Below are 26,504 nucleotides of genomic sequence, written 5' to 3'. Positions count from 1 at the left end.
GCGGCGGCGGGTGGGGCGCCTAATGGGCATGCAGCCCCGCGGTGCGTGGCGCAGGCGCCGCCCCCTGCGCAGCAGGGCTGTCGACGCGGGCGCCCATCGGGCAGAAGACGGTTTCGATCGCGGCCTCGATCAGCCCACGCTCGCGTTCGACCCGGGTTTCGAACCAGGTCAGCACCAGTGACGACGGCATTGCCACCGCGAGGCCCACCGCGGTGGTCATCAGCGCGACCCAGATCCCGCCGGCAAGGATCGAGGGGTCGACGGACGAACCCGCGTCCTGCAGCGCGCGGAACGCGTCGATCATCCCCAGCACGGTGCCGAAGAGACCCAGCAACGGCGCGATCTGGGCGATGCTGTCGAGCATGCGGAACCCGCGCTCCAGCCGCGCCAGGCGCACCGCCGCCAGCGCCTCGATCCGCGATTTCAGAAGGTCGGGCGCGGTGCCGGGGCCCATGTCCGCCGCAGCTGCGGGCGCCGTGCCGGCCCGGGCCGCGGCGGCCTGCGCCAGCACCGGGGCAAGGTGGTTGCGGCTTTCGCGGAAGTCCGAGATCGCGCGCGCCTCGGCCCCACCGTCCCAGTGGTCCAGCCCACGGCGGATGGCGCGGTGCCGTCCCACGCCCAGCCGCCGGAACTGCACCAGCTTGTAGATCAGGACGGCGCCCGCGATCACCGACAGAAGGATCAGGATCGCGACGACCGGCCCGCCCAGTTCGACGAGGCCGCGCAGACGGTCGAGGCCCGAGGTCAGATCAATCATCCCGCCATCTCCACATCCGTGCGCGAGCTAAGGTCGAGCGCATCCATGCAGGCCCCGGGCGCGATGCCCGCGCCGTCGCAGCTGTCGGCGGCGTTGAACAGCACCTGCCCCAGCCCGCCGCAATCGAGGTTCGGCAGGTCGAACTGGCGCACCCGGCGGCGATCCTGCGGCAGATCGCGGAAATCGAACAGCGTCAGGCGGTCGACGATCCCCTCGTCCGTCAACAGCACGGTTTCGAACACCGCCTTGTCTAGATCCGCGCCCAGCCGGTTCTCGACAAGGAAGGTCAGACGGCAGGCGCCCTCGGTGGGCGTCATCGCGTTCAGTTCGACCGACAGCGCCGGGGTGGCGTCGGCGGCCTGCATCGCGGGATCGGCGTCGGCTGCCGTCTCCTGTGCCGCCGCGACCGAAACGGTCGCGGCCAGGAGGGTCAGCGTGGCTGGAATCAGTCTTGCTTGCATTGGTCCTCTCACCAGTCGATGGCCTTGGACAGGGTCAGCTTGTAGGTCCGGCCGCGGCCATAATCGCCGGACAGGCTGTTCTGGTAGGTTTCGTCGAAAAGGTTCTCGACCGACGCGCGGACATTCATGCCTTCGAGCGCGCCACCCTCGGGCGTCCAGTCCACGAAGACCTCGTGCAGCGTGTAGCTGTCGAAGGACTGGGTGCCGTAGGCGATCGAATCGACCAGCTGACCGCGCCAGCCATAATCCAGCCCATGCGCCGGCACCCGCCCGCCGAGGGACAGCGCCAGCGACTGCGCGGGCACCGACGACAGCGTCTCGCCCGTCGCCTTGTCCTCGCCGCGGACATCGGAATAGGCCAGCCGGGCGAAGGCACGCTCGGATTCATAGGCGGCCTCGACCTCGACACCCCAGAGCTCGGCCTCGTCGACGTTGCGATAGTAGGGCGTGCCCACCGTGTTATCGCGGGCGATCAGGTCCTGCACGTCGCTGTAGAAGGCCGTCGTCTTCAGCTGCATCGCGTCGCTCGGGGCCAGCACCCCCTCACGCGACCAGGCAAAGCCCAGCTCGGCGCTTTTCGCCGTCTCGGGGTCGAGAGACAGGCTTGCCGCCTCGCCCGGACCGGTCGAAAACAGCTCGTCCAACGTGGCGACGCGTTCGGTCCGCGCGACCGAACCGAAGACCGAGATCGCGTCGTTGACGTCGTACATCACGGCAAGCTTGGGCGAGATCGCGGTCTCATCGACGCTACGGGTGTCGGGGATCGAGCTGTCGGGATCGAGCGATACGAAATCCGCCCGGATGCCCGGGATCAGCGTCAGCCGTTCGCCGAGGATCAGCTCGCTTTGCGCGAAAAGGCCGATCTTGTCGTCAGTCCCCTCGGGGTGGAACAGGATGTTCCCCGACGTCGCCTGCGCCTCGCGCTCCTGGTGCGACACCTGCATGCCGAAGGTCAGGTAGTTTTCCCACGCGGGCCCCGACATGCGGGCGGTGTTCTCGACCTTGAGCGACGTGGTGCGGTAGGCGTAGTCGCTGTCCTCGAACAGCGGCGAGGGGATCGGCGCCGAGGCGTTGTATTGTTCGACCTCGGTGTTCGAATAGCTCAGCACCGCGTCGAGATCGATCCACGGGTTGCCCGGCGCGGGGTTCTGCCAGCGCAGCGACACGGTCTGGTCGCGGATATCGCGGTCGATGGTGCCGAAGGCCGACAGGCTGCCGGTCTGGGAATAGGCGGTGTCGTCGGCCTCGGAATCCCACAGCGAATAGGAGGCGGTCAGGCTTTGCGACAGCCCGTCGCCAAAGTGGTAGGTTCCCTTCACCAGCGCCGAGGCGGCGTCGAACTCCGACCCCTCGATCTCGCGCCCGTCGCCGTCTTCGTAGTTTTCGGCGGTGCGATAGGTCAGCGCGCCCAGCATCTCGACCCGGTCCGAGGGGCGCGTGGCATAGATGACCGAGCCCAGGTTGCCCTGGCCGTTGGAATCGTAGGAATATTTCAGCCTCAGCGCGTTCGTCGCATCTGCGGCGATGAAATCGCCGGGATCCTTGGTTTCGAAGTTGATGACGCCGCCCAGCGCGCCCGATCCGTACAGCGTCGCCGACGCCGGACCACGCAGAACCTCGACCCGCTTGTAAAGCTCGGGGTCGGCAAAGAACGACCCCATGCGGTATTGTTCGTAGAACTTCGTGGCGCCGTCGACGGTGACGATGATTTTTGATTCGTCCGAAGCCGACAGCTCGCCCACGCCGCGGATGTTGAACGACAGCCCCCCGACCCGGTCCGAGCCGATGGCCTGCGTGCCGGGCACGAAATCGAAAAGCTCGGCCACCGTGGTCGGCTGGGTGTCGTCGATGTCGGCCTGATCCAGCACGGTCACGGCCTGCGGCGTGTCGATGGCGACCCGCTCCGCGCCGAAGCCCAGCACGACGCGGCCGAGACGGGTGAACAGGCCGGGCGTGTCGTCCTGCGCCGTGGCCGCCGGGGCGGCGAGCAGCGCAAGCATCGAAACGCTGGCGAAAAGTGGTCGTAGGTGGGCGCGGTGTCCCATGGCAGTCCCTCGCAGATTTTCTTTTGGTCCGAGGCTGGCATGGGGTGTCGCTGGCTCGTGGTTCCGGGGTCGTCCGACAGAGGATCTCGCCCGGGCTCTTGCATCGGTTAGAATGACTGATAGAAAGCGTCAAGAATGTCGGCGCAATATTTCCGCGCCGCAGCGCCAGCAGGTCGGTCGCGCGGACAGCGCCCCTGACCGCCAGCATCCTCAATCGCTTACGATCGATCAGAAGGACTGGCCCCATGGCAGACCCGATAATGCCGCCTTTCGCCACGACCACGCCTGCCCCACCTGCCGATACCTCGCGCACTGGCCTTCACGCCGCCCCGGTCGGAGCCCACAGGCGGCCGCGCGACATGGCAGAAGAGCTTGGCCTGCGCGAGGCCGAGCTTGTCGCCGCGCGTGTGGGCGACGGCGCGACGCGCATCGACCCCGCCCCGGACCGGCTGATCCCGCGGCTCACAGCGCTGGGGCCGGTGATGGGGCTGACGCGCAACGACCACGCGGTCTCGGAAAAGATCGGCGTCTACGATGCCTATGTCCCGGGCCAGCATGCCGCGATGGTGCTGTCGGGCGAGATCGACCTGCGGATCTTTCCGCGCCACTGGGTCCACGCCTTCGCGGTCGAGACCGAGCAGAACGGCCGCCTGCGCCGGTCGATCCAGGTCTTCGACGCCGCGGGCGACGCCGTGCACAAGATCCACCTGCGCGACGGCTCGGACGCAGACGCCTTTGCGGCGCTGGTGACCGACCTTGCGACCGAGGACATGACCGACCACCTCGACCTTGTTCCGCGCGACCCGGTCGAGGCGGCCAAGTCGGTGCCGGAGAAACGCGATGTCCTGCTGGCCGAGTGGGACCGGATGACCGACACCCACCAGTTCCTGAGGCTGACGTCGAAGCTGCGGATGAATCGCCTGGGCGCCTACCGCCTGGCCGGTGCGCCGCGCGCCGAACGCCTGGCCCCCGGCGCGACCGAGGCGCTGGTCACCGCGCTGGCGGCCAGCGGCACCGCGGCGATGATCTTCGTCGGCAATCGCGGCTGCATCCAGATCCACGGCGGCCCGGTTGGCACGCCCAAGACGGTGGAGCCGTGGTTCAACATCCTCGACCCCGGGTTCAACCTGCACCTGCGTGGCGACCGCATCGCCGAGATCTGGCGCGTGACCAAGCCGACGAAACGCGGACCGGCCCTGTCGCTTGAATGCTTCGACGCCGAGGGCGGGCTGATCCTGCAGATCTTTGCCCGCCGCGACGACGCCGACCCCGAGGGCCGCGCCTTTGCCACCCTGCTGGGCGCCCTGCCCGCGACCACCCACGCGTTGGAGGCATGATGCCCCTTGCAAGCCCCCTCGCCCGCATCCACCTCGCGCTTGCCGGGGCGCTGCTGGGCATCGCCTTCGCCGCCGCGGCCCATGCGCAAAGCTACCCCGAGGCGCGGCGCATCGTGTCCGTCGGCGGGTCTGTGACCGAGATCATCGCGGCCCTTGGTGCGCTCGACCGGGTGGTGGCGCGCGACACGACCTCGTCCTACCCGCCGCGGGTCGAGGAACTTCCCGACGTGGGCTACATGCGCGCGCTCTCGCCCGAGGGCGTGTTGTCGACCCGGCCCGACCTCGTCATCGCCGAAGAGGGCAGCGGCCCGCCCGAAACGCTGGAGGTGCTGCGCGCCGCCTCGGTCCCCTTCGTCGAGGTGCCCGAGGGCTTCGACACCGAGGCGGTGGCCGACAAGGTGCGCATCGTCGCCGCCACCCTGGGCCTCGATGAAGCGGGTGAGGCGCTGGTGCGCGACATCGACGACCGGCTGACCGCCGCCCGCGACAGCGCCCGTGCGGCGACGGGCGACACCCCGCCGCGGGTGCTGTTCATCCTGTCGATCCAGGGCGGGCGCATCCTGGCGGCGGGGCGCGACACCGCCGCCGCAGGGATCATCGACCTCGCCGGCGGTCAGAACGCCGTCACCGCCTTTGCGGGCTACAAGCCGCTGACGGACGAGGCGCTGGCCGCCGCGGCGCCGCAGGTGATCCTGATGATGGACCGTTCGGGCGACCATGCCGCCGATGACGACGCGCTTTTCGCGCACCCTGCCCTGACGACCACGCCCGCAGCCCGCACCGGATCGGTGGTGCGCATGGATGGCCTGCTGCTTCTGGGCTTCGGCCCGCGCACGCCGGACGCGGTCGAGCGGCTTTCCGAGGCGCTGGCACAGACCGTGGCGGACGCGGAATGAGCCTGTCCGTCATCCTCCCCCTTCCCCTGCCCGCCGCCCGGACAGGCCCGGGCGACCGCGAGGTCCGCGCACGGGTGGTGATGATCACCCTTGCCGCGCTGCTGGCGCTGACCGCGGTGGCGTCGCTGTCCACCGGGGCGTCGGGCGCGTCCTTCGGCGCGGCTCTCTCGGCCCTCGCCCGGGGCGATGCGCTGGACGCGACCGAGCGGGTGATCCTCTTCGACATCCGTCTCCCGCGCCTTGCGCTGGGGATGCTGGTGGGCGCCGGCCTCGCCGTTTCGGGGGCGGTGATGCAGGGACTGTTCCGCAATCCTCTGGCCGACCCGGGGCTGGTCGGGGTCGGTGCCGGCGCGGGGCTGGGCGCGATCGCGGCCATTGTGCTGGGCGGGCTGCTGCCCGCCGGGCTGGCCGTCTACCTGGGGCACTATGTGGTGCCTGTCGCCGCCTTCCTCGGCGGGTGGGCGACCACGCTGCTTCTATACCGCGTCTCGACGCGGGGCGGGCGCACCTCGGTCGCGGTGATGCTGCTGGCCGGGATCGCGATGGGGGCGCTGGCGGGCGCCGTGTCGGGCATGCTGGTCTACATCGCCGACGATTCGCAGCTCCGGGACCTGACGTTCTGGGGGCTCGGATCGCTCGCCGGTGCCACATGGACCAAGGTCCTTGCCGCGACGCCCCTGATCGGGGCGGCGCTGGTCCTTGCCCCGGCGATGGCGCGCGGGCTGAACCGGCTGGCCCTGGGAGAAGCGTCGGCGGCGCACCTGGGCGTGCCGGTGCAGCGGCTGAAGAACACCGCGATCCTGACCGTCGCGGGCGCGACCGGAGCGGCCGTCGCGGTGTCGGGCGGGATCGGCTTCGTCGGGATCGTCGTGCCGCACCTGCTGCGGCTGCTGACCGGCCCGGATCACCGCTACCTTCTGCCCAACGCGGCGCTTCTGGGGGCAAGCCTGCTGGTCGCCGCGGACATGGTATCGCGCAGCATCATCGCGCCGGCCGAGCTGCCCATCGGCATCGTCACCGCCACGCTGGGCGGGCCGTTCTTCCTGTGGATCCTGCTGCGCAATCGCGGGGTCCTGGACCTGTGACGCTGATCGCACGTGACCTGACGGTCGAGGCGGGCGGGCGCCCGATCCTGCGGGGGCTCGATTTCACCGCCCGCTCCGGCGCGCTGACCGCCATCGTCGGGCCGAACGGGTCGGGCAAGTCCACCACGCTCAAGGCCCTGACAGGCGACGTCGCCCATCGCGGCCGGATCACGCTGGACGGCCGCGAGCTGGCCGCGATCCCGCCCACCGAGCTGGCCGCGCGACGGGCGGTCCTGCCCCAGGCGGCAAGCCTCTCCTTTCCCTTCACGGTGCTCGAGGTGGTGCGCCTGGGGCTGATCGACGGCCTTGAGGCCGCGCAGCGCCACCTTCCGCACGACGCGCTGGCCCGTGTCGGGTTGGCCGGGTTCGAGGGGCGGTACTACCAGCACCTGTCAGGCGGCGAACAGCAGCGCGTCCACCTTGCCCGGGTGCTGGTGCAGGTCTGGACCCCGGTGACGCCAGAGGGCCGCGCGCGGTGGCTGTTCCTGGACGAACCGGTGGCAAGCCTCGATATCGGGCACCAGATCGAGGTGATGACCTTGGCGCGCGACTATGCCGATGCGGGCGGAGGGGTCGTGGCGGTGATGCACGACCTGAACCTGACCGCGATGTTCGCCGACAGCGTCGCGCTGATCACCGACGGCCGGTGCGACGCCCAAGGTCCGCCGGCCCGGGTGCTGACCGACGACCGCCTGTCGCGCGCCTACGGATGCCGCCTGCGGCTCAACACGCCCCCCGCGGGCGGCGCCGTCTACCTGCTGCCGCAGGCCGCGGGCGGCCCGGGGGAAGCTGGCCTTTGACGTAGGAAGGTGCCGAGCGTCGGGTATCTTGGAGATCAGCCGATCTCGGTCGGCGGGGTCAGGGCCAGCCGGAACTCGGCCAGCAGATCCTCGACCGGGACATCGGCATCGCGGGCCAGCCGACGCAGGCCGAAATAGACATGCGCCATTTCCTGATAGTAGCTGGTAAAGGCGTAATTCGTCGCCGCCCCCGCCACCGCGCCCAGCACGGGCACCGTCTGCGCCGCCAGTTTCTGGCCCAGCACCGCCGAAAGACGCGGGGCGATCTTCGCTATGAGACCATGGATCGTCGACCCGGTCAGGGTAATCCGGGTCGACAGAAAGGCGATATCCGCCCCGTCGTCGCGCGCCAGCGGGCCCGCGGCGCCAAAGACCTGCAGGCACTGCATGCGCACGCGCGGATCGGCGGGGTCGAAGCCATGCTCGGCCGCAATGCCCTGGATCGCGCGCAGAAGGACGGTCGTGGTCACCGGCAGTTCGGTCAGGGCGGTCGGCAGGCCGCCAAAGCCGCCCGCGGCGCCCATCGCGGTGGTCACGGCGCTGTTCAGCCAGTCCGAGCCGTCGCCGACCCGTCCGCGCGACCTGTGCGCAGCCTCCGACGCGATGGTCAGCGCGCGTTGAGTCGCATCGTCGATCCGGTCGCGTACCGATACCGGCAGACGCTCGATCAGCCCCTCGGCCCGGCCGCCGATGAGGTTGAGCACCTGCATTCCCAGCCCGTCAGCCGAGCGGAAGCGGGTCGCGAGCGCCTCGACCTCAGCGCTGAGATCCGGGGGCAGCGCGCGGTCGTGGCCAGAGGTGTCTGAGGTGCGGTGGTCATCCATGCCGTCAAGATGGGCGCATGCGGGCCGGCGCACAAGGTGTGGCGATCCCGCGATACATCGAGAGGCGGAAGGATGCCGGGCCCGTCGGGGCGACGCCCGCATGACAGCCGGCTCGCCGTCCATTACCGTCTGGACACGAAAAAAGGGCCGCCCGAGGGCGACCCCTTAAAGACCCGAAGGTCGGATCCGATTACTCAGCAAGAACGCCGCGGACGCGGTTTTCTTTTTCCGAGCTGTCCATCGTGCTGGTCAGGATGAGGTAGAGCTCCGAAACCTGCTCGTTCGACATGGTGGCGACGTCGGCTTCGGCACCGGCTTCATAGAAAGCCAGTTCGTTCGCGACGCGGGCACGCAGCTGGTTCGAAGGGACGGTCACGGCGATGGTGCTGCCGTCGTCTTCGTACATCATGCCGTTCGAGAAGTTCATGCCGTAGTCTTCCAGAACGCCGCGGACGCGGTTGTTCTGCTGGCTCTCGCTCATGTCGCTGGTCAGGATCAGGTGCAGCTGGCTGACGGCGCTGTTCGGCAGCGCATCGACGTCGACGCCAAGTTCCATGGTCTCAAGCTCGGTCGACACCAGTTCGCGCAGCTGGCCGTCGTTTTCCTGCGCAAAGGCGGCGCCGGTCGAGGTAGCAGCGACGAGGGCGGTGGCAATCATGAACTTTTTCATTATGTAACTCCGTCTTCCGTGGTGCGCGTAATGCGCTGTTGGATATGGTGCTCCAACATCCGCGACAGGGATTGGTTCCTCGGAAAAACGGCTAATTCAAACGAATTCGTTCAGGGTGCTCCGTCCCACCTGCCCGCGCACGCCGCTCCAAGCGCCCGGCACGAGATCGAGGCCGAGGACACGCTCGGGATTGGTCGGCGGCGGCATCTCGACCTTAGCGAGCCGGGTAAAGCCAAATCGCGCGTAATAGGGCGCGTCACCCACCAGCATGGCCCGGAACCAGCCGGTTCCACGGGCCAGCGCAAGGCTTTCGTTGATCAGCAGCGCGCCCAGCCCCTCGCCCTGACGGGTCGGGTGCACCGCGACGGGCCCCAGCAGCAGGGCATGCCATGCCCGCGGGGTATCGACGTCGCCCTTTTCGGCGCTTTGCGGCTCGGCGATGGTGACCGGCCAGTAGCGGATCGCGGCGCCCAGTATGCCCGCCTCGTCGCGGGCGGTCAGGCACAGGTCCGGCACCTTCGCCACCCCGTCGCGCAGCCGGTAGGACGACAGCGCCTCGCGCCCCGGGGCAAAGCACAGATCATAGAGCGCCTCGACCTCCCAAAGGTCCTCCGCCCGCTCTTCCTCAAGCCGGATCATCCGCTTTCCCGCCCCGCCTGCCCCGTTTCATTCGGCTGGCACGCCCCTAGCATGGACGGTAATCACCGACAAACGCCTGCCGCGAGGGCGGGCCCGGACATCTAAGGAGGGACGCGCATGTTCTACCGACCGCACGAGGGCCATGGCCTGCCGCACAACCCGATGAACGCAGTGATCTCGCCCCGGCCCATCGGCTGGATCTCGACCCGCGGAGAGGCGGGGGACGAGAACCTCGCCCCCTACTCCTTTTTCAACGCCGTGGCCTACACCCCGCCGCAGGTCGTCTTTGCCTCGATCGGGGCCAAGCCCGACCGCGACGGGACCAAGGACAGCCTGTCGAACATCCGCCAGACGGGGGTGTTCTGCGTCAACATCGTGGGCACGCAGATGCAGGAGGCGATGAATGCGAGCTCTGGCAGCTATCCGCGCGGCACCGACGAATTCGACCGGGCTGGGCTGGGCCGGGAGGACTGCGAGACGATCCCCTGTTCGCGCGTGTCGGGCGCGCCCGCCGCGCTGGAATGCCGCCTGACCCAGATCGTCACGCTGAAGGGCGCGGCCAATTTCCTCACCATCGGCGAGGTCGTGGGCGTGCACCTGCGCGACGATTGCCTTGTCGACGGGATCTTCGACGTGACCCGCTACCAGCCCCTGTCGCGGCTGGGCTACCAGGATTACGCCAGCGTGACCGAGGTCTTCGCGATGCCGCGGCCCGACTGATCCGGCCGCGGCGAGACGCGCCCGGGGGCGCGAGGGCTGAGCGGGGGGGTCAGTGCCCCGCGCCCAGCACCCCCGTGCGCACGTCGTAATCCACCGCGACGCCGTAGGCGGGGTCATCGTCACTTTCGACGACCAGTTGGCCCGCGCGGTGCAGAAGACGGTGGCAGTCGGCGCTCAGGTGGCGCAGCTGAACCCGCTTGCCCGCGGCCTCGTATTTCGCGGCGATGGCCTCGATCGCGGTCAGGGCCGACTGGTCGGCGACGCGGCTGCCCTCGAAATCCACGATCACCAGATCGGGGTCGTGACCGATGTCGAACAGCTCGCCAAACCCTGCGGCGGACCCGAAGAACAGCGGACCCTGCACCTTGTAGACCTTGGCGCCCTCGGGCGTGCGGTAGGTGCGGGCGTGGATCCGGGTGGCGTTGGTCCAGGCGTATTCCAGCGCCGAGACGATGACGCCGACCACCACGGCCGTCGCCAGGTCGTAGGCCACGGTCACGGCGGTCACCAGCACGATGACGAAGGCGTCGGTAACGGGCACCTTGCGCAGGATGCGGAACGAATTCCACGCGAAGGTCCCGATCACCACCATGAACATCACGCCCACCAGAGCGGCCAGCGGGATCAGCTCGATGATCGGGCTGGCGACCACGATGAAGGCCAGAAGGAACAGCGCGGCCGAGATGCCGGCCAGCCGCGTGCGTCCGCCAGATTTCACGTTGATCATCGACTGGCCGATCATCGCGCAGCCGCCCATGCCGCCGAAGAACCCGGTGACGAAGTTGGCGATGCCCTGCGCCACGCATTCCTGGCTGGCGCCGCCGCGCTTCCCGGTGATCTCGCCCACGAGGTTCAGCGTCAGCAGGCTTTCGATCAGGCCGATGGCGGCAAGGATCAGCGAATAGGGCAGGATGATCTGCAGCGTTTCCCAGTTCAGCGGCACGATCGGCAGGTGAAACGACGGCAGACCGCCCTGGATCGAGGCCAGGTCGCCCACCCGCGGCACGTCGAGGCCCAGCGCGATGACGAGGATCGCGACGATGCCGATGCCCGCCAGCGGGGCGGGAATGATGTTGGTAATCTTGGGCAGCCCCCAGACGATCAGCATGGTCAGCGCCACCAGCGCCAGCATCAGCACCATGGGCCAGCCCGACAGCCACTCGCCGCCGCCCACGCCATGGCCCGACGCCTCGCCCGAGCCGGGCACCTGGAACTGGCTGAGCTGGGCGAGGAAGATGACGATCGCCAGGCCGTTGACGAAGCCCAGCATCACGGGGTGCGGCACCAGCCGGATGAACTTGCCCAGCCGGAAGATCCCCGCCGCGATCTGCAGGACACCCATCAGCACGACGGTGGCAAAGAGGTATTCGACCCCGTGCTGCGCGACGAGCGCGACCATCACCACGGCCAGCGCGCCGGTCGCGCCCGAGATCATGCCGGGGCGGCCGCCGATGCAGGCGGTGATCAGCCCGACGATGAAGGCGGCGTAAAGCCCCACCAGCGGATGCACGCCCGCCACGAAGGCGAAGGCCACCGCTTCGGGCACCAGCGCCAGCGCCACGGTCAATCCCGACAGCACGTCGGTCTTGGCCTGCGCGGGCGTCAGGTCGCTCTTCAGGTTCATTCGGGAAATAGAGGGGGCGATGCCCGCCAGCAGCGATCTGGCCAAGAGCGTGAGTCCTGTCTGTTCGGGATGTGCGATTTGCCCCAGCCCATAACACAGGCCGGCGCCGGATATAACCGCCCCCTAGCGGGATGCGGCGTCGGCCGCAACGCATAGGTGCATTTGCGCCGCAGCGCAGCCCCCCCGGCGCCGCCGACCTGCGTCTCCCTGCGTGGGGCTGCGCGCTCATGCCCTGACGCGTCCATCCCGAAGCCCCCGGGCCTGATCCACGCCGTCCGTGGCGCGCTCCGTTCCGCGCTCCACACGGTCCGCGCGCGCCGCGGTGACGCAGCTTTCGCACGCGGCGACGGGCCCCAGCGACACGCCCCGATGCCGCGCGACCCTCGCCCCGATCCAGCCGCGGCCCAGCTGCGGCGTGCGGTGTACGGGGCTCTTCCCTCTTCCCTTTGGTCTGCCCTAGGTTGCCGCGCGACAGGACAGGATGGGACCGGACATGACGGACACGATGATCGGGGTGATCGGCGGATCGGGGCTTTACCAGATCGACGGGTTGCAGGACGCGGAATGGCGGGCGGTGGAAAGCCCCTGGGGCGCGCCCTCGGACGAGATCCTGACCGGGCGGCTGGACGGGATGGCGATGGCCTTCCTGCCGCGGCACGGGCGGGGCCACGTGCATGCGCCGTCGGACGTGCCCTACCGCGCCAATATCGACGCGCTGAAACGGCTGGGCGTGACCGACGTGATCTCGGTCTCGGCCTGCGGGTCGTTCCGCGAAGAGATGGCGCCGGGCGATTTCGTCGTCGTCGACCAGTTCATCGACCGCACCTTCGCCCGGGCGAAAAGCTTCTTCGGCAAGGGCTGCGTGGCGCATGTCTCGGTCGCGCATCCCACCTGTCCGCGCCTCGGTGCCGCCTGTGTCGAGGCCGCGCGGGCCGAAGGCATCAAGGTGCACGACGGCGGCACCTATCTGGCGATGGAGGGGCCGCAGTTCTCGTCGATGGCCGAGTCGAAGATGTACCGCGACGCCTGGGGCGCCGACGTGATCGGGATGACCAACATGCCCGAGGCCAAGCTCGCCCGCGAGGCCGAGCTTTGCTATGCCTCGGTCGCGATGATCACCGACTACGACAGCTGGCATCCCGACCACGGCGCGGTCGACATCAACGACATCATCCGCATCCTGACGGGCAACGCCGACAAGGGTCGCGGACTGGTCCGCCGCCTGCCCGCTCTTCTGGGCGCCGACCGCGCCCCCTGCCCGCATGGCTGCGACCGGGCGCTGGAATTTGCGCTGATGACCGCGCCCGACAAGCGTGACCCGGACCTTCTGGCCAGGCTCGACGCGGTGGCGGGCCGGGTCCTGGGCTAGCTCCGGGCCGGGGCGTCACGGACCCGGGCCAACCTTTTGTCGCGCCCATCGCCCCCGCCCGTCGCGATCACCTGCGGCGGGCCAGCCAGACCGTGTGCCCCGTGCACTGCGGGTCCTCGGCGACATGGGCGATCACGTCGAACCCCGCCTTGTCCAGCAGGCGGCGGTATTCGCCGGGATCGAGGCTGGCATGGAACAGCGGCTCGCCCTCCAGCGTGCTGATGACTTCGCCCTCGGCCGGACCGCTGGTGAAGAGAAGCGGCGCGCCGGCCGCGGCATGCCTGTGGAATATGGCGAACATGGTCCGCTGGGCATCGCGATCGAGGTGAAAGAAGCTGTCCCACGCGATCAGCCCGTCGAAGCGGGCGCGCAGATCGAGGCCCCGCATGTCCGCCACGTAGGCCGCAGCGCCGGGAAGGTTCGCGCGGAACAGCGCGATCATGCCGGGCGCGGAAGCGACCCCGGTCACCTCGTGCCCCCTGTCGGCGATGGCGCGGGCGATGGGCACGCCGGCGCCGCACCCGATGTCGAGGACCCGCGCCCGCGCCCCCAGCAAGCCCGCGAACCGGTCCAGCCACATGCCTTCGGTCAGGACCGCACCGCGGGCGGCCACCCAGGCGGCGCCATGACGGCGATAAAGGTCGATGATCCCGTCTGCCGCGTCTGCCATCCTGTCACCGATCCTGCCTGCAACGTCCGTCATTGCCCGACCAATGCCCGCCAGCGCCCATTTCCAGGCCGGCACGCCCCGACCGGGCCGCGCCTGTCGCTTGATCCCTCCGCGGGTTCTTGCCATGAGGGGCGCGCCCGAGACTGCCCCCGTGCTGGTCCCGCGCCGGGCCCGGCCGACCCCAAGGAGATTTCCCCGCAATGACCGATGCCACCCCCGTGCGGGACTACATCCGCACCATCCCGGATTTTCCGCATGCCGGCATCATGTTTCGCGACGTGACCACGCTTTTCGCCGACCCGCAGGGCCTGCGCCGCTGCATCGATGAGCTGGTCGCGCCCTACCGCGACGCCGATATCGACATGATTGCCGGGATCGAGGCGCGCGGCTTCGTCATCGGGGGCGCCATGGCCGACCGGCTGGGCGCCGGGTTCCTGCCGATCCGCAAGGCCGGCAAGCTGCCCGGGCGGACGATCTCGGAGGACTATGCCCTGGAATACGGGCAAGCCACGGTCGAGGTGCACGACGACGCCATCGCCCCCGGTGCAAGGGTCCTGCTGGTCGACGACCTGCTGGCCACCGGCGGCACCGCCGCCGCCGGGCTGAAGCTGCTGTCCCGGCTCGGGGCGCAGGTCATGGGCTGTGCCTTCGTCGTCGACCTGCCCGAGCTGGGCGGGCGCCGTATCCTCGAGGACCTGGGCCACCCCGTCCACATCCTGTGCGAGTTCGCGGGCGCGTAATCGCCCCCGCCGCGCCCGGCCCGCGCCCCTGTCTTGCCGCCCCTTACCGAGGCGCTAGCTGAGCCGCCGACACGATGGGTTATGTGAAACGGGACGAGTGAGGCGATCAGTATGACGGCAACGAAGGGCGACCCCTGGTGGCGGGGCGCGGTGATCTATCAGGTCTATCCCCGGTCCTTCCGGGACACGGGCGGCGACGGCATCGGAGATCTGCCGGGGATCACCGAGAAACTGGAGCATATCGCCAGCCTCGGGGTCGACGCTCTGTGGATCTCGCCCTTCTTCCTCTCGCCGATGAAGGATTTCGGGTACGACGTTGCCGACTACCGGCAGGTCGACCCGATGTTCGGCAGCAACGAGGATTTCGACGACCTGCTGGCCCGGGCCCATGACCTCGGGCTCAAGGTCATGGTCGACATGGTGCTGTGCCACACGTCGGACCAGCATCCCTTCTTTGCCGAAAGCCGGTCGTCGCGCGACAACGACAAGGCCGACTGGTACGTCTGGCGCGACGCAAAGCCCGACGGCAACCCGCCCAACAACTGGCTGTCGGTCTTCGGCGGCCCCGCGTGGAGCTGGAACCATACCCGCAAGCAATACTACCTGCACAACTTCCTGTCCTCCCAGCCCGCGCTGAACTGGAACAACGAAGAGGTCGTGGAGGCGATGCTGGGCGAATGCCGGTTCTGGCTGGACAAGGGCGTCGACGGGCTGCGGCTGGACGCGATCCCCGCGCTGGTCGTGGACCCGGAGCTTCGCGACAACCCGCCCCTAGAAGACGGCGACAGCATCGACGTGGGCGGTGCCCCGGGCTCGCCCTTCCGGATGCAGAACCACAAGTACGACCGGGACCTGCCGCATATCCTGCCGCTGCTGGAACGCCTGCGCGCGCTGACCGACGACTACGGCGACCGCTTCCTGCTGGGCGAGGTCGGCGATGTCGATTCCATTCCCGTCTCCGCCAAGTATTCCCACGGCGAAGACCGGTTGCACTCCTGCTATACCTTCCAGCTGCTGAATGCCCTGCCCACGGCACCGAACCTGCGCAAGCTGATCGACCGCTATGCCAACGAGATGAATGGCGGCTGGCCGACGCTGGCCTTCGGCAACCACGACGTCGAACGGACCGTGACGCGCTGGGCCGCGCATGATCACCTGACGGGCGATACCGCCGCCGTCGCGCGGCTGGTGCTGGCGGTGCTGGTGTCGATCCGCGGATCGGTGATCCTTTACCAGGGCGAAGAGCTGGGCCTGACCGAGGTGGACCTGCCCTTCGAAGCCATCGTCGACCCCTACGGGCTGGCCTTCTGGCCCGACTACAAGGGCCGCGACGGATCGCGCACGCCGATGCCATGGACGTCCGAGGGCGAGGCGCTCGGCTTTTCCGAAAGCACCCCGTGGCTGCCCGTGGGCCCCGACCACGCCGCGCTGTCGGTCGCCGCGCAGGACGGCACGCAAGGCACGACGCTGCATTTCGCCAAGGCTCTTTTCGCGTGGCGGCAAGAGCGGCACGCGATGCGCTGCGGCAGCCTCGACTGTGCGCCTGGGCCCGAAACGGTGCTGGCCTTTTCGCGCGAGAACGACAGCGAAACCGTGCTCTGCGTCTTCAACCTGTCGAACGCGCCCGCCGAATGGACCGCGCCCGAGGGGTGGGTGCCAGAAGAGGACGCGCCGCAGACCGGCGTTGTCGAGGGTCAGCTGCCGCCCTACGGGATCGCCTTTTTCCGCAGGGTCTGACGCGGATTGCCCCGGTTGCCTGAGGCAGGGCGAAGAAAGCGCGCGTGGAACCGGCGTTTCCCTTATGCCGGGGCTCCGGGCGCGCTGCCCGCCAGGCATCGCGCTGTCGCAGGAACGGCGCGCGGGATGATCGGTGTGGGGTGAAAACGGCCTGCCCAACCTCGGCCTTGGCAGCCGCGTGCCCCAGCGGAAGGGCATGCGGCAAGGGGACGAGGCACCGGGAAGGGAAAGGCCGAGGTGGCGCGCCCCTGTCAGTCGTCGGCGACGCCCGCGTCCCGTGCCGTGCAGCTGCGCGCGCTGTCGTCGGTGAGGTTCCGCAAAGTGGCGCCATCGCCCTTCGACCACCACTCCCAAACCCCCGAGACGTAGCGGGCGCCCGAGGCCGAAAGCGTCTGCACGAAGACCAGTTCGGCGCCTTCGACCGGGATCAGCGCAAGGCTGTTGGCTCCGGCGTTGATGTAGCGCACGGACAGGTCCGGTCCTTGGTCGCAGTCGTAGTCAGCCGGAATGACGGTGGTTCGGTCATCCTGCGGCAGGGAAAGCGACAGCGCCAAATCGCCCGTCGCGGCAAGGCTGGCCGTCGTGGTGAGGGGGGCGATGCAGCTGAGGGCGCAAAGCGCCAGTCGGGCGCTATGTCGTGGGCGGGTCATGGCGGTCTCCTTCGGGGTGGTCGGGCGTGGCGGGCGCGCCTTCGGTGGGCGCCACGGCAGTCGGTGCGTCGTCACTGGGTGCGTCGTCACTGGGTGCGTCGTCAGCGGGTGCGTCGTCAGCGGGTGCGTCGTCAGCGGGTGCGTCGTCAGCGGGTGCGTCGTCAGCGGGTGCGTCGTCAGCGGGTGCGTCGTCAGCGGGTGCGTCGTCAGCGGGTGCGTCGTCAGCGGGTGCGTCGTCAGCGGGTGCGTCGTCAGCGGGTGCGTCGTCAGCGGGTGCGTCGTCAGCGGGTGCGTCGTCAGCGGGTGCGTCGTCAGCGGGTGCGTCGTCAGCGGGTGCGTCGTCAGCGGGTGCGTCGTCAGCGGGTGCGTCGTCAGCGGGTGCGTCGTCAGCGGGTGCGTCGTCAGCGGGTGCGTCGTCAGCGGGTGCGTCGTCAGCGGGTGCGTCGTCAGCGGGTGCGTCGTCAGCGGGTGCGTCGTCAGCGGGTGCGTCGTCAGCGGGTGCGTCGTCAGCGGGTGCGTCGTCAGCGGGTGCGTCGTCAGCGGGTGCGTCGTCAGCGGGTGCGTCGTCAGCGGGTGCGTCGTCAGCGGGTGCGTCGTCAGCGGGTGCGTCGTCAGCGGGTGCGTCGTCAGCGGGTGCGCCGTCGATAGGCGCGTCGGGCAGCCGCAGTACGGCGCCGGGGTTCATGATGCCGCGCGGATCGAGAGCGGCCTTGATCGCCCGCATCGCTGCCAGCCGGGCGGGATCGCCATAGCGCTCCAGATCCGCGACCTTCAGCCGCCCAACTCCGTGCTCGGCGGAAAACGCGCCCTCGAAGTCGTGGACCAGATCATGCACCACGCGGCTGATCTGCGCGGCGTCATAGGCATCCCGCGTCCGGCCCGGCGCGGGGAAGGCGTTGTAGTGCAGGTTGCCGTCGCCCAGATGTCCGAAGGCGTTGATCCGCACGTCGAACCCGTCCAGCGCTGCATCCGCCCGCGCCAGGAACCCCGGGATCAGCGAAATCGGGACCGAGATGTCGTGCGAGGCAATCGCCCCGATCTTGCGGTTCGCGTCGGGGATCGACTCGCGCAGTGTCCACAGGTCCTGCCGCTGCTGGTCACTCTGCGCGATGACCCCGTCGCTTGCCACGCCTTCCTCGAAGGCCCAGGCGAACACCTCTTCCAGCAGCGCGTCGGGGTCGAGGCTGGCTGGCAGCCCGAGGTCGATCAGCGCCATCCACCCGGGGATCGTCTCGAATGGCTGGCGCGCGGGGGTCTGCGTCTCTTCGATAAAGCGCAGCCCCTGCCCCGAAATCAGCTCGAACGCAGAAAGGCCCGGGCCCGCCAGCGCCTGCGTCCGGGTGAGCAGCCGCAGCGCCGCCTCGGGGCTGTCCACGACGATCAGCGCGACACCGCGGCGGGCCGGTTGCGGGACCAGCTTCAGGCTGGCCGCGGTAATCAGGCCCAGCGTGCCCTCGGCCCCGATCAGCAGGTTCTTCAGATCGTAGCCGGTATTGTCCTTTCGCAGGCGCCGCAGCCCGTGCATCACCTGCCCGTCGGGCAGCACCGCCTCCAGCCCCAGGCACAGGTCGCGGGCATTGCCGTAGCGCAGAACGTTGACGCCGCCCGCGTTCGTCGCCAGAAGCCCGCCGATCCGGGCCGACCCCTCAGAGGCCAGGGACAGCGGGAAAAGCCGCCCCCCCTCGGCCGCGGCGGCCTGCACGTCGGCCAGCACGGCGCCCGCCTCGACCACCATCACGTTTTCATCCGGGTACACCGCGCGCACCTGCGTCATCCGCTCCACCGACACGACGATCGGCGCGCCGGCACCGGTCAGCTGGCCGCCCACCAGCCCGGTACCGCCGCCATAGGGAATGACGGGGACAGCATGGTCATGCGCAAAGCGCAGGATGGTCGCGACCTCGTCCGTGTTCCGCGGCAGGGCCAGCATCGCAGCGCGGCCCCGCCACTTGCCCCTCGGCTCTTCCAGATAGCGCGGCTCGGCCGGGCGCAGGGTGTCGGCCGGCAGCAGGCGGGCGAGCGCGTCGCTCAGGTCGGGCGTCAGGTCCTGTGTCATGCCGCCATAGATAACCGGGGCGCCCGGCCGCGCAAGCGCCGCCGCGCTAGTCCCCTGCCAGAAGCCGCGGTTCCAGCACCACGATGGTCGGGCGGGCGGGCAGGCTGCGCAATCCGACCGTCAGGCTGGTGACGCCATCGCGCCGAACCTCGAAGCTGCCCGCCATCCGATCCAGGAACCGGTCGAGGGTTGCGGCCCCGAACCAGTGCATCGGGATCACGATCGAGCTTCTCAGCCGCCCGAGGATGGCCGTCATCGTGTCGAGGTCCATGGTCATGCCGCCATCCACCGCCGCCATCACGATATCGAGCCGGCCCAGGGCCGCGTATTGTTCAGGCGTCGGTTCGTGGTGCAGGTGACCCAGGTGCCCGATGCAAAGCCCCGCCACCTCGAACACGAAGATCGAATTGCCGTAGCGCTCGACCCCCTCGCCCCACGTCGACCGGATGTCGGTGGGCACGTTGCGCACCAGCATCTCGCCCAGGTCGAGGTGATGCAGGTTGGGCGTCCGCCCGTCGCCCCACCCGCGCAGCACATGCGGAATGCGCGCGTCCGGGCTGGCGGTCCAGTGGCTGGAATGCGCGTGGTTCATCGTCACCACGTCGGGAACCAGATCGGCGGACCCGAGGTGCCCGGCATAGTCGGTGACGGCGGAAAGCCCGCCGGCCGTCTGGATCAGCATCATCGAGTGGTCAAGATAGCTGATCCGCACCTCGTCGTCCGGCACGGGATCGCGCCACGAAGCCTTGTGCAGATAATCGAGCCCCGGCGCCGCCTCCGCGATGGCGATGCAGTGGCTGACGCGGCTGTCCTGCGCGACCGCCGGTGCACCGAGCCCGAGGGACAGCGCGACGCATATCCCGCCGATCCGCACGGCAGTTCGCGTCGCGGACGCGTAGAGGGCGGCGGCAATCCCGACGCGTGTCAAACGAAGGCGCGGCATGGCGGGCCCCTCGGATCCGATGACTTCCCCCTAGGTTAGCACGCCACGGCCGCCCCCTGCCTGTCCCATCCCCCGGGGGCGATCACGTTTGCGCGGGCGGTTGGATGGGCAGGCATCCCGGCTTTGGATCGAAAAACCCGCGGGTTTTCGGCCAATGCCCCTTCCCTCGTCCGGCTTGCGCCACAGATTGCCCCCTGTCATGGCGCCATCGGACCTCTTCATCATCGCCCTGGGCGTCTTTGGCTACGCGCTCGTCTCGCGACGCGGCGAATCGGGGTCGCTGACCGGACCCATGGTCTTTACCGCCATGGGGCTCGTCTTGGGCGAGGCGGTGCTGGATCTCGTGGCCTTCCCCGTCCGCAACTCCGCGCTTCACATGCTGGCCGAGGTCACGCTGGTCCTCGTTCTCTTTACCGATGCCGCGCGGATCGACGTCACCCGGCTCAGCCGCGATCACGACGTCCCCCTGCGCCTTCTCGCGATCGGCCTGCCCATGACGATGGTCCTGGGCACGCTTGCGGCATGGTGGATCTTTCCCGGCCTGGGCCTCTGGCAGGCGGCGGTGCTGGGCGTGATCCTCGCCCCGACCGACGCGGCGCTGGGCCAGGCGGTCGTGACGAACGGCGCCATCCCGCAGCGGGTGCGCCAGGCGCTGAACGTCGAATCCGGGCTGAACGACGGACTGGCCTTTCCCGTCCTGCTGATCGTCCTAAGCCTGGCCTTCGAGGCCGTCGAGGGGCGCGGCGCAGGCGGATGGAGCCTCTTCATCGCGGGTCAGCTGCTGGTGGGGCCCGCGGTCGGGATTGCCGTGGGCTGGCTGGGGGTCCGGGCGATCAACGCCGCGGCCGAGGCGCGGCTGATGAACCAGGTCTTTCTGCAGATCGCGGTCCTGTCACTGGCGCTCCTGGCCTATGGCGGCGCCGAGCTCGCGCATGGCAACGGGTTCATCGCCGCCTTTGCCGCCGGCATGGCGGTCGCCACCTCGACCCGCCGCGTGCTCGACGCGCTCGAGGATTTCGGCGAAACCGAGGGCCAGTTGCTAAGCCTCGTGGTGTTCCTGCTATTCGGCGCGGTTCTGCTGCCCACGGCCTTCGACACGCTTACCTGGCGCCATGTCGTCTATGCCGCGCTGTCCCTTACCGTGCTGCGCATGGTGCCGGTGGCGCTGGCACTGACAGGCACGCGCCTGCGTCCCGTCACGGCCCTGTTCCTGGGCTGGTTCGGACCGCGCGGCCTGGCCTCGATCCTCTACCTGCTGCTGATCCTGGAAGAGGACGGCGTCCAGCTCGGAGGCGACCTGGCCCCCGCGATCCTACTCACCGTCGCGGGCAGCGTGATCCTGCACGGCGCCTCGGCCGCGCCCGCCGCCCGCGCCTATGCCCGATGGATTGCCGCGCGCGACACAGCGCCCGAGGACCGCCCCGTCTTCCCCTTTCCCACGCGCATCGGCCACCACCGCGGCAAGGCCTCCGCCGCGGACTGACCTGGGGTCTTTCTTCTCTTCGAAAATACTCCCAGGGGGTGAATTCGGCCCCTCGGGCCGAAGAGGGGGCAGGATGCCCCCTGCCCTGTCGCCAAACCGCGCTCAGGCGGCTCCCCGCCTTCACCGCTCGCCCGGCCCCGGGTCAGCCTGTCTGCGCCCGGCCGCGCCGGTCGGCGCGCAGGTTGGCGTAAAGCACGTGGTTGCGCCACCGGCCGGCGATCTGAAGATAGCTTTGCGCCACGCCTTCATACTTGTAGCCGCACCGCTCCAGCACCCCGCGCGAGGCTGCGTTTTCCGGCAGGCAGGCGGCGTCGATGCGGCTCAGGTCCATGACCGTGAAGGCATGGTGGACCACTGCGTCGATCGCCTCGCGCATGTAGCCCTGCCGCGCGAAGCGCGCGCCGATCCAGTAGCCGGTCGTCCCGGTCTGCGCCGGGCCGCGCCGGATGTTGTCCAGCGTGATCGCCCCCAGCAGCACGTCGTCCTCGCGCCGGATAAGGAACAGCGGCAGCGCCGTGCCGTTCGTGATCGCCCTCTGCGCCCAGTAGACGCGGTTGGTGAAACTCTTTCGCGACAGGTGGTCGGGCGCCCAGGTCGGCTCCCAAGGCTTGAGGAAATCAGCGGACTGGACACGCAGCTCGGTCCATGGCCGGAAATCGGCGTGCTGGGGGGCGCGCAGGGTCATCCGCTCGGTCTCTATCCGGACCCGCCGGCGCGCCGACAGCATCAGGCGGCAAGCCTGTCCGTCAGGGCCCCCAGCCCCGGTGCGTTGTCGCAGGGCCCGTAAAGCGCCAGCGCCGCGCGCCCCGCTTGGGTGATGCCGGTGCCGAAGCGGCGCACGTCGTCAGGCGTGACGGCGTCGATGCGCGCGATGGTCTCGTCCAGCTCGGGCACCCGGCCCCAGATAGAAATCAACCGCGCCAGGCGCTCGGCCCGCGACGACGGGCTTTCCAGCCCCATCAGCAAGCCCGCCTTCATCTGCGCGCGGGCGCGCTCGACCTCGGCCTCGGACAGGTCGCCCGAGAACCTGCGGATCTCGTCGATCGTGACCTCGGCCAGCCCGCCGATCTGGTCGGCCGAGGTGCCGGCATAAACGGTCATCATGCCGCTGTCGGAATAGGCTCCGGACTGGGCGAAGATCGAGTAGCACAACCCACGCCGTTCGCGCAGTTCCTGGAACAGGCGCGACGACATGCTGCCGCCCAGGGCCGATGCATAGATCTGCGCGGTATAGAAACCGGGCTCGCGGTAGCCCGGCGCCTCGAGCGCCAGCGCGAAATGCACCTGCTCCAGCGCCCGCGACTCGCGCCGCTCGCCGCCGATGAAGGCGGCCGGTTCGGGCGCGCCCGAGCTGCGCCCGGGCCGGTCGCCGAAAAGCTCTTTCGCCTGCGCGACGATGGCGTCGTGATCGACCGCCCCCGCGGCGGCCAGGATCATCTGGTCGGGACCATAGCGTTCGGTGACGAAGGTCGCGAGGTCGGACTTGGAGAAGCCGCTGACGCGGTCCGAGGGGCCCAGGATGCTGCGCCCCAGCGGCTGGTCGGGATAGGCGACCTCCTGCAGCCAGTCGAAGACGATATCGTCGGGCGTATCCAGGACCTGGCCGATTTCCTGCAGGATCACGCCGCGCTCGACCTCGATCTCGTTGTCGTCGAAGACGGGGTTCAGCACGATGTCCGAAATCACGTCCAGCGCCAACGGCACGTCGGCCTGCAGGACACGCGCGTAATAGGCCGTCATCTCGCGGCTGGTATAGGCGTTGATATAGCCGCCGACGTCCTCGATCGCCTCGGCGATCTGCAGCGCGGACCGGGTCGTCGTGCCCTTGAAGGCCATGTGTTCGAGGAAATGCGCGATGCCATTCTGCTCGGGCCGCTCGTGCCGCCCTCCTGCATTGACCCAGATGCCGACCGAGGCGGATTTGAGGCTGGGCATGGTTTCGGTGACGATGCGCAGGCCGTTGTCGAGCGTGTGGAGTCTGACGGTCACGTGGTGCGGCGCTCCCTGATGAGGTCTTGCAGGGCGACGAGGTCGTTGTCGACCGGCGTCACCCGCTCGGGCCTGTCATAAAGATCCGCCATCCGCTTTGGAAGCCCCGGCCGCAGGCCCGTCGCGGCCTCGACAGCGTCGGGGAACTTGGCGGGGTGCGCGGTGGCGAGCGTCACCATCGGGCGCGCGGGGTCCAGGTGCTCTTCCGCGACCTTCACGCCGACGGCGCTGTGCGGGCATAGAATCTCGCCCGTCGTGGCATGGATGCGGCGGATGGTGTCGCGGGTCTCCTCCTCGGACGCACGGCCCGAGGCATAGGTTTCGCGCAGGGCCTCCATCGCGCCTTGGCTGACGCCGAAACCGCCCTTGTCGCGCAGCTCGTCCATCAGCTGCGACACGGCGCCTCCGTCACGCCCGTAGGCCTCGAAGAGCGCGCGTTCGAAGTTCGAGCTGACCTGGATGTCCATCGACGGCGACATCGTGGGTTCGACGCCTTCCTTTTCATGCCGCCCCGTGGCGAAGGTGCGGTGCAGTATGTCGTTTCGGTTGGTGGCGATCACCAGCCGCCCGATGGGCAGCCCCATGCGCCGGGCGATGTTGCCCGCGAAGATGTCGCCGAAATTGCCCGTGGGCACGGTGAAGTCCACCGCCCGGTGCGGCGCGCCCAGAGCCACCGCCGCCGTCACGTAATAGACAACCTGCGCCAGCACCCGCGCCCAGTTGATCGAGTTCACCGCCGAGAGCCCCACTTCGTCGCGGAAGGCGTGATCGTTGAACATCGCCTTCACCTGGGCCTGGCAATCGTCGAAATCACCCTTGACCGCGATGGCATGCACGTTGGCCTCGTCCGGCGTCGTCATCTGGCGGCGCTGCACCTCGCTCACGCGGCCCTCGGGGAAGAGGATGAAGACGTCGGTCCGCGGCAGGCCCCGGAAAGCCTCGATCGCTGCCGAGCCGGTATCGCCCGAGGTGGCGCCGACGATGGTGATGCGGTCCTGCCGCTTCTGCATCGCGCGGCTGAAAAGCTGCCCGATCAGCTGCATCGCGAAGTCCTTGAAGGCCAGCGTGGGCCCGTGGAAAAGCTCAAGCAGGAAGTGCCCCGGCGCCAGCTGCACCATGGGCGCGCGGGCGGTGTGCGCGATGGCGGCGTAGGCCTGGGCGATGGCGTCCCGCAGCTCGGCCTCGGGCAGGTCGTCGCCGACGAAGGGGCGCAGGACGCGAAGCGCGACCTCTTCGTAGGGCAGGCCCGCCATGGCGGCAAAGGCCTCGGGCCCCAGTTGCGGAACGGTCTCGGGGACGTAGAGCCCGCCGTCACGCGCAAGTCCCGCCAGCATCGCCTCTTCGAAGCCGAGTTCGGGCGCGCGGCCCCGCGTCGACACGTAACGCATCAGTCTTCCCCTCTTCCGGACCCGCGCCTGATACGCCACAGATAGAACCCTGTCATCCCCGCCCAGATCGCGGCGAGCGAGAACCACGTGATTGCATAGCCCAGGTGGTCGTTGGGAATGCCCTCGGTCCCCACCGGCAGCGGCGTGACGCCGCCGCCCGTGTCGGCGCGGGCGACGACCAGCAGCGGCTCGGTCTTTAGCGCGTCGGCCATGCGCGGCACGTCGCGGGCGAACCAGATGTTGCGGTCGAGCTCGGGCTCGGGCGTGAAGCTGTCGGTCTCTTCCGGCCAGTGCAGGTTGCCCCCGACGGGGCCCGGCGCGGCGGGGTGGTCCGCGTCTTTTTCGGCGTTCGGGACGAAGCCGCGGTCGACCATGATGCGACGGCCTGTGTCGGTTTCGAACGCCTCGACGATGCGGTAGCCGGCGCCGACCTGCTTGACCGACACCAGAAGGTGCAGCGCTTCGCCCGTGAATTGCCCCGGCACGCGCACCGGCAGGTAGCGGTCGGCCTCGGGGTCGGGGTCTTGGGGCAGGTCCACGGGCGCGCTGGAGATGCGTGCCGTGATGTCGGCCAACATCGCAGTTTTCCACTCCAACCGGTGCACCTGCCAGATGCCGAGGCAGAGGAGGATCGCCACGCCGAGCACACCCGCGAGACATGGCAGCAGGATCCGACGGGTCATCGCAGTCTCCTGGGATCTGAAAAGAGAAAGGCCGCCGCTAGCGGGCGGCGGCCTTATGGATCTGTCGTCGGGCGGGCGCGGCGCGTGTCAGGCCCGAACCGGGCTGCATCGCGTGCACCACCGCGCCGGGCCGTCAGCCGCCCCAGATGTAGATCGAGGCGAAGAGGAACAGCCACACCACGTCGACGAAGTGCCAGTACCAGGCGGCGGCTTCGAAGCCCACGTGCTTTTCGGCCGTGAACTGGCCCATGCGCAGGCGCAGGTAGCACACGAAGAGGAAGATCGTGCCGATGATCACGTGCGCGCCGTGAAAGCCCGTCGCCATGAAGAAGTTGGCGCCGTAGATGTTGCCGGCAAAGCCGAAGGCCGCGTGGCTGTATTCGTAGGCCTGGAACACGGTGAAGATCAGGCCGAGCAGCACCGCGATGATCAGGCCCGAGGCCATGTCCTTGCGGTTATCCTCATGCACCAGCGCGTGGTGCGCCCAGGTGCAGGCGGCGCCCGAGCACAGCAGGATCAGCGTGTTGATCAGCGGCAGGTGCCAGGGATCGAAGGTTTCGATCGACGGGGGCGGCCACTGACCTTCCGAGAATTGCTGCATCGGGTAGATGGCGTGCTTGAAGAACGACCAGAACCACGCCGAGAAGAACATCACCTCGGACATGATGAACAGGATGAAGCCGTAGCGCAGGCCGATGTTCACCACCGGGGTGTGGTCGCCGATCTTCGATTCGGCGACGACTTCGGACCACCATGCGAACATGGTGTAAAGCACCAGCGCCAGACCGATCAGGAACAGCCAGGGCCCTGAGTCGTGCATCCACTTGACGGCGCCGAACAGCATAACGAAGGCCCCGACCGAACTGAGCAGAGGCCAGATCGAGGGTGGCAGGATGTGGTAGTCGTGGTTTTTCTCGTGCGCCATCGGCGGTCCCTCT

General features: G+C 69.1%; 25 protein-coding genes. 9 read left to right on the top strand and 16 right to left on the bottom strand.

Features of this window, described 5'->3' with window-relative positions; genetic code table 11:
- Window positions 1-19: 19 nt before the first annotated feature.
- From EKE94_RS06490 to EKE94_RS06480, 3 genes are read right to left on the bottom strand one after another with little or no spacing between them, the layout of a single operon-like run.
- Entirely contained in the window at window positions 20-757 is a 738-nt protein-coding gene (locus EKE94_RS06490) for a MotA/TolQ/ExbB proton channel family protein (protein WP_127905790.1), read from the bottom strand.
- Window positions 754-1,218, bottom strand: coding sequence for a hypothetical protein (locus EKE94_RS06485; protein ID WP_127905789.1), 465 nt, complete (start codon window positions 1,216-1,218; stop codon window positions 754-756). The genes EKE94_RS06490 and EKE94_RS06485 overlap by 4 nt, the downstream gene beginning before the upstream one ends.
- Window positions 1,219-1,226: 8 nt before the next feature.
- The gene (locus EKE94_RS06480; RefSeq protein ID WP_127905788.1) at window positions 1,227-3,263 is read right to left on the bottom strand and encodes a TonB-dependent receptor domain-containing protein; all 2,037 of its coding nucleotides are present in this window, start codon (window positions 3,261-3,263) and stop codon (window positions 1,227-1,229) included.
- Between the two features lie 245 nt (window positions 3,264-3,508).
- On the opposite strand from EKE94_RS06480, the gene EKE94_RS06475 reads away from it, so the two are divergent.
- From EKE94_RS06475 to EKE94_RS06460, 4 genes are read left to right on the top strand one after another with little or no spacing between them, the layout of a single operon-like run.
- Window positions 3,509-4,600, top strand: coding sequence for a hemin-degrading factor (locus EKE94_RS06475; protein WP_235855918.1), 1,092 nt, complete (start codon window positions 3,509-3,511; stop codon window positions 4,598-4,600).
- Window positions 4,597-5,496, top strand: coding sequence for a heme/hemin ABC transporter substrate-binding protein (locus tag EKE94_RS06470; RefSeq protein WP_127905787.1), 900 nt, complete (start codon window positions 4,597-4,599; stop codon window positions 5,494-5,496). Before EKE94_RS06475 ends, EKE94_RS06470 begins: the two co-directional genes overlap by 4 nt.
- Window positions 5,493-6,581 (top strand): FecCD family ABC transporter permease, encoded by a 1,089-nt coding sequence (locus EKE94_RS06465; protein ID WP_127905786.1) that lies wholly within the window; start codon window positions 5,493-5,495, stop codon window positions 6,579-6,581. Before EKE94_RS06470 ends, EKE94_RS06465 begins: the two co-directional genes overlap by 4 nt.
- The gene (locus EKE94_RS06460; RefSeq protein ID WP_127905785.1) at window positions 6,578-7,381 is read left to right on the top strand and encodes a heme ABC transporter ATP-binding protein; all 804 of its coding nucleotides are present in this window, start codon (window positions 6,578-6,580) and stop codon (window positions 7,379-7,381) included. Before EKE94_RS06465 ends, EKE94_RS06460 begins: the two co-directional genes overlap by 4 nt.
- 35 nt (window positions 7,382-7,416) lie before the next feature.
- Here EKE94_RS06460 and EKE94_RS06455 read toward each other — a convergent pair whose 3' ends face one another.
- The 3 genes from EKE94_RS06455 to EKE94_RS06445 all read right to left on the bottom strand — a co-directional run bounded on the left by EKE94_RS06455 (window position 7,417) and on the right by EKE94_RS06445 (window position 9,514).
- On the bottom strand, window positions 7,417-8,205 hold the full coding sequence (locus tag EKE94_RS06455; protein ID WP_127905784.1) for an EcsC family protein: 789 nt from the start codon (window positions 8,203-8,205) through the stop codon (window positions 7,417-7,419).
- Between the two features lie 190 nt (window positions 8,206-8,395).
- The gene (locus EKE94_RS06450; RefSeq protein WP_127905783.1) at window positions 8,396-8,875 is read right to left on the bottom strand and encodes a hypothetical protein; all 480 of its coding nucleotides are present in this window, start codon (window positions 8,873-8,875) and stop codon (window positions 8,396-8,398) included.
- Between the two features lie 96 nt (window positions 8,876-8,971).
- A complete protein-coding gene (locus EKE94_RS06445; RefSeq protein ID WP_127905782.1) occupies window positions 8,972-9,514 on the bottom strand; it encodes a GNAT family N-acetyltransferase in 543 nt (180 codons plus the stop codon).
- A gap of 117 nt (window positions 9,515-9,631) precedes the next feature.
- Between EKE94_RS06445 and EKE94_RS06440 the strand changes: the two genes are divergently transcribed.
- Window positions 9,632-10,234, top strand: coding sequence for a flavin reductase family protein (locus EKE94_RS06440; RefSeq protein ID WP_127905781.1), 603 nt, complete (start codon window positions 9,632-9,634; stop codon window positions 10,232-10,234).
- Window positions 10,235-10,283: 49 nt separating this feature from the next.
- On the opposite strand, the gene EKE94_RS06435 is transcribed toward EKE94_RS06440, so the two are convergent.
- A complete protein-coding gene (locus EKE94_RS06435) occupies window positions 10,284-11,858 on the bottom strand; it encodes a SulP family inorganic anion transporter (RefSeq protein ID WP_127906305.1) in 1,575 nt (524 codons plus the stop codon).
- Window positions 11,859-12,351: 493 nt separating this feature from the next.
- Between EKE94_RS06435 and EKE94_RS06430 the strand changes: the two genes are divergently transcribed.
- A complete protein-coding gene (locus EKE94_RS06430) occupies window positions 12,352-13,227 on the top strand; it encodes an S-methyl-5'-thioadenosine phosphorylase (RefSeq protein ID WP_127905780.1) in 876 nt (291 codons plus the stop codon).
- A gap of 67 nt (window positions 13,228-13,294) precedes the next feature.
- On the opposite strand, the gene EKE94_RS06425 is transcribed toward EKE94_RS06430, so the two are convergent.
- Complete coding sequence (locus EKE94_RS06425; RefSeq protein WP_127905779.1) at window positions 13,295-13,897, bottom strand: class I SAM-dependent methyltransferase; 603 nt, start codon at window positions 13,895-13,897, stop codon at window positions 13,295-13,297.
- Window positions 13,898-14,097: 200 nt separating this feature from the next.
- Here EKE94_RS06425 and EKE94_RS06420 point away from each other — a divergent pair, with 200 nt between their 5' ends.
- Window positions 14,098-14,637 carry an adenine phosphoribosyltransferase gene (locus EKE94_RS06420; protein WP_127905778.1) on the top strand — a complete coding sequence of 180 codons (540 nt, stop codon included), beginning with the start codon at window positions 14,098-14,100 and terminating at the stop codon, window positions 14,635-14,637.
- Window positions 14,638-14,748: 111 nt separating this feature from the next.
- On the top strand, window positions 14,749-16,374 hold the full coding sequence (locus EKE94_RS06415) for an alpha-glucosidase family protein (RefSeq protein ID WP_127905777.1): 1,626 nt from the start codon (window positions 14,749-14,751) through the stop codon (window positions 16,372-16,374).
- 251 nt (window positions 16,375-16,625) lie between these two features.
- Here EKE94_RS06415 and EKE94_RS06410 read toward each other — a convergent pair whose 3' ends face one another.
- Genes EKE94_RS06410 through EKE94_RS06400 form a run of 3 tightly spaced genes read right to left on the bottom strand, consistent with a single transcriptional unit; the run spans window position 16,626 to window position 20,023 of the window.
- Entirely contained in the window at window positions 16,626-17,024 is a 399-nt protein-coding gene (locus EKE94_RS06410) for an MliC family protein (RefSeq protein ID WP_127905776.1), read from the bottom strand.
- Window positions 17,005-19,080 (bottom strand): FAD-binding oxidoreductase, encoded by a 2,076-nt coding sequence (locus tag EKE94_RS06405; RefSeq protein ID WP_127905775.1) that lies wholly within the window; start codon window positions 19,078-19,080, stop codon window positions 17,005-17,007. Before EKE94_RS06405 ends, EKE94_RS06410 begins: the two co-directional genes overlap by 20 nt.
- A 46-nt stretch (window positions 19,081-19,126) precedes the next feature.
- Window positions 19,127-20,023 carry an MBL fold metallo-hydrolase gene (locus EKE94_RS06400; RefSeq protein WP_127905774.1) on the bottom strand — a complete coding sequence of 299 codons (897 nt, stop codon included), beginning with the start codon at window positions 20,021-20,023 and terminating at the stop codon, window positions 19,127-19,129.
- Between the two features lie 199 nt (window positions 20,024-20,222).
- Between EKE94_RS06400 and EKE94_RS06395 the strand changes: the two genes are divergently transcribed.
- Window positions 20,223-21,506 carry a cation:proton antiporter gene (locus EKE94_RS06395; protein WP_164870848.1) on the top strand — a complete coding sequence of 428 codons (1,284 nt, stop codon included), beginning with the start codon at window positions 20,223-20,225 and terminating at the stop codon, window positions 21,504-21,506.
- Window positions 21,507-21,648: 142 nt separating this feature from the next.
- On the opposite strand, the gene EKE94_RS06390 is transcribed toward EKE94_RS06395, so the two are convergent.
- From EKE94_RS06390 to EKE94_RS06370, 5 genes are all read right to left on the bottom strand, one after another.
- The gene (locus EKE94_RS06390) at window positions 21,649-22,233 is read right to left on the bottom strand and encodes a GNAT family N-acetyltransferase (RefSeq protein ID WP_127905772.1); all 585 of its coding nucleotides are present in this window, start codon (window positions 22,231-22,233) and stop codon (window positions 21,649-21,651) included.
- A complete protein-coding gene (locus EKE94_RS06385) occupies window positions 22,233-23,495 on the bottom strand; it encodes a M16 family metallopeptidase (RefSeq protein WP_127905771.1) in 1,263 nt (420 codons plus the stop codon). The genes EKE94_RS06390 and EKE94_RS06385 overlap by 1 nt, the downstream gene beginning before the upstream one ends.
- Complete coding sequence (gene thrC / locus EKE94_RS06380; RefSeq protein WP_127905770.1) at window positions 23,492-24,883, bottom strand: threonine synthase; 1,392 nt, start codon at window positions 24,881-24,883, stop codon at window positions 23,492-23,494. The genes EKE94_RS06385 and thrC overlap by 4 nt, the downstream gene beginning before the upstream one ends.
- Complete coding sequence (locus EKE94_RS06375) at window positions 24,883-25,566, bottom strand: SURF1 family protein (protein ID WP_127905769.1); 684 nt, start codon at window positions 25,564-25,566, stop codon at window positions 24,883-24,885. The genes thrC and EKE94_RS06375 overlap by 1 nt, the downstream gene beginning before the upstream one ends.
- A 133-nt stretch (window positions 25,567-25,699) precedes the next feature.
- Window positions 25,700-26,491 carry a cytochrome c oxidase subunit 3 gene (locus tag EKE94_RS06370; RefSeq protein WP_127905768.1) on the bottom strand — a complete coding sequence of 264 codons (792 nt, stop codon included), beginning with the start codon at window positions 26,489-26,491 and terminating at the stop codon, window positions 25,700-25,702.
- Window positions 26,492-26,504 lie beyond the last annotated feature (13 nt).

The sequence above is a fragment of the Mesobaculum littorinae genome (assembly GCF_004011175.1).
GTDB classification, from domain to species: domain Bacteria; phylum Pseudomonadota; class Alphaproteobacteria; order Rhodobacterales; family Rhodobacteraceae; genus Tranquillimonas; species Tranquillimonas littorinae.
Note: the sequence above shows the minus strand (reverse complement) of the source record. Positions and strands in the feature narration are given on the sequence as shown.

Bases quoted from the DNA above. Each gene is read 5' to 3' on its own strand.
- EKE94_RS06405 (WP_127905775.1), bottom strand. From the start codon at position 19,080: ATGACACAGGACCTGACGCCCGACCTGAGCGACGCGCTCGCCCGCCTG.
- EKE94_RS06425 (WP_127905779.1), bottom strand. From the start codon at position 13,897: ATGGCAGACGCGGCAGACGGGATCATCGACCTTTATCGCCGTCATGGC.
- EKE94_RS06465 (WP_127905786.1), top strand. From the start codon at position 5,493: ATGAGCCTGTCCGTCATCCTCCCCCTTCCCCTGCCCGCCGCCCGGACA.
- EKE94_RS06400 (WP_127905774.1), bottom strand. From the start codon at position 20,023: ATGCCGCGCCTTCGTTTGACACGCGTCGGGATTGCCGCCGCCCTCTAC.
- EKE94_RS06440 (WP_127905781.1), top strand. From the start codon at position 9,632: ATGTTCTACCGACCGCACGAGGGCCATGGCCTGCCGCACAACCCGATG.
- EKE94_RS06455 (WP_127905784.1), bottom strand. From the start codon at position 8,205: ATGGATGACCACCGCACCTCAGACACCTCTGGCCACGACCGCGCGCTG.
- EKE94_RS06375 (WP_127905769.1), bottom strand. From the start codon at position 25,566: ATGACCCGTCGGATCCTGCTGCCATGTCTCGCGGGTGTGCTCGGCGTG.
- EKE94_RS06370 (WP_127905768.1), bottom strand. From the start codon at position 26,491: ATGGCGCACGAGAAAAACCACGACTACCACATCCTGCCACCCTCGATC.
- EKE94_RS06445 (WP_127905782.1), bottom strand. From the start codon at position 9,514: ATGATCCGGCTTGAGGAAGAGCGGGCGGAGGACCTTTGGGAGGTCGAG.
- EKE94_RS06480 (WP_127905788.1), bottom strand. From the start codon at position 3,263: ATGGGACACCGCGCCCACCTACGACCACTTTTCGCCAGCGTTTCGATG.
- thrC (WP_127905770.1), bottom strand. From the start codon at position 24,883: ATGCGTTACGTGTCGACGCGGGGCCGCGCGCCCGAACTCGGCTTCGAA.
- EKE94_RS06415 (WP_127905777.1), top strand. From the start codon at position 14,749: ATGACGGCAACGAAGGGCGACCCCTGGTGGCGGGGCGCGGTGATCTAT.
- EKE94_RS06490 (WP_127905790.1), bottom strand. From the start codon at position 757: ATGATTGATCTGACCTCGGGCCTCGACCGTCTGCGCGGCCTCGTCGAA.
- EKE94_RS06430 (WP_127905780.1), top strand. From the start codon at position 12,352: ATGACGGACACGATGATCGGGGTGATCGGCGGATCGGGGCTTTACCAG.
- EKE94_RS06420 (WP_127905778.1), top strand. From the start codon at position 14,098: ATGACCGATGCCACCCCCGTGCGGGACTACATCCGCACCATCCCGGAT.
- EKE94_RS06410 (WP_127905776.1), bottom strand. From the start codon at position 17,024: ATGACCCGCCCACGACATAGCGCCCGACTGGCGCTTTGCGCCCTCAGC.
- EKE94_RS06390 (WP_127905772.1), bottom strand. From the start codon at position 22,233: ATGCTGTCGGCGCGCCGGCGGGTCCGGATAGAGACCGAGCGGATGACC.
- EKE94_RS06395 (WP_164870848.1), top strand. From the start codon at position 20,223: ATGGCGCCATCGGACCTCTTCATCATCGCCCTGGGCGTCTTTGGCTAC.
- EKE94_RS06485 (WP_127905789.1), bottom strand. From the start codon at position 1,218: ATGCAAGCAAGACTGATTCCAGCCACGCTGACCCTCCTGGCCGCGACC.
- EKE94_RS06475 (WP_235855918.1), top strand. From the start codon at position 3,509: ATGGCAGACCCGATAATGCCGCCTTTCGCCACGACCACGCCTGCCCCA.
- EKE94_RS06435 (WP_127906305.1), bottom strand. From the start codon at position 11,858: ATGAACCTGAAGAGCGACCTGACGCCCGCGCAGGCCAAGACCGACGTG.
- EKE94_RS06470 (WP_127905787.1), top strand. From the start codon at position 4,597: ATGATGCCCCTTGCAAGCCCCCTCGCCCGCATCCACCTCGCGCTTGCC.
- EKE94_RS06450 (WP_127905783.1), bottom strand. From the start codon at position 8,875: ATGAAAAAGTTCATGATTGCCACCGCCCTCGTCGCTGCTACCTCGACC.